Source organism: Streptomyces sp. M2CJ-2 (assembly GCF_016757295.1).
Lineage (GTDB): Bacteria > Actinomycetota > Actinomycetes > Streptomycetales > Streptomycetaceae > Streptomyces.
The window spans coordinates 1-768 of record NZ_JAESIF010000267.1; the positions used below are offsets into that span (position 1 = coordinate 1).

Below are 768 nucleotides of genomic sequence, written 5' to 3' on the forward strand. Positions count from 1 at the left end.
GTTGCGGCGGGCGTCCGACAGCCGCTCCACCACCAGCACGCCCACGCCCTCGCCCCAGCCGGTGCCGTCCGCACCGTCGGCGAACGCCTTGCAGCGCCCGTCCGCGGACAGACCCCGCTGCCGGCTGAAGTCGACGAACGTGTCCGGCGTCGACATCACCGTCACCCCGCCCGCCAGCGCCAGCGAGCACTCGCCCCGGCGCAGCGCACCCACCGCCCAGTGCAGCGCCACCAGCGACGACGAACACGCGGTGTCCACCGTCACGGTGGGCCCCTCCAGACCCAGCGCATAGGCCACCCGGCCGGAGACCACACTGGCCAGGCTGCCGTTGCCGACGTAGCCCGCCAGCTCCTCCGGCACCGCGCCCCGCGAGCCCCAGTCGTGGTACATCACCCCGGCGAACACCCCGGTGGCGCTGCCCCGCAGGCCCGCCGGGTCGATGCCGGCCCGCTCCAGCGCCTCCCAGGACACCTCCAGCAGCAGCCGCTGCTGCGGGTCCATCGCCTGCGCCTCCCGCGGACCGATCCCGAAGAACTCGGGATCGAAGTCCGCCGCCCGGTAGAGGAACCCACCCTCCCGGGTGTAGCTCTTGCCCGCCGTGCCGGGCACCGGGTCGTACAGACCCGCCACGTCCCAGCCGCGGTCCAGCGGGAAACCGCCGACCGCGTCGCCGCCCGAGGACACCAGGTCCCACAGGTCCTCCGGCGAACCCACACCGCCCGGATACCGGCAGCCCATCCCGACGATCACCACGGGATCCTCATCCAC

General features: G+C 74.1%; 1 protein-coding gene. It reads right to left on the minus strand.

Annotated features, from left to right (window positions below; translation table 11 throughout):
- The coding region (locus JL475_RS39240; RefSeq protein WP_202282962.1) for a beta-ketoacyl synthase N-terminal-like domain-containing protein at window positions 1-768 on the minus strand (768 nt) is incomplete at both ends.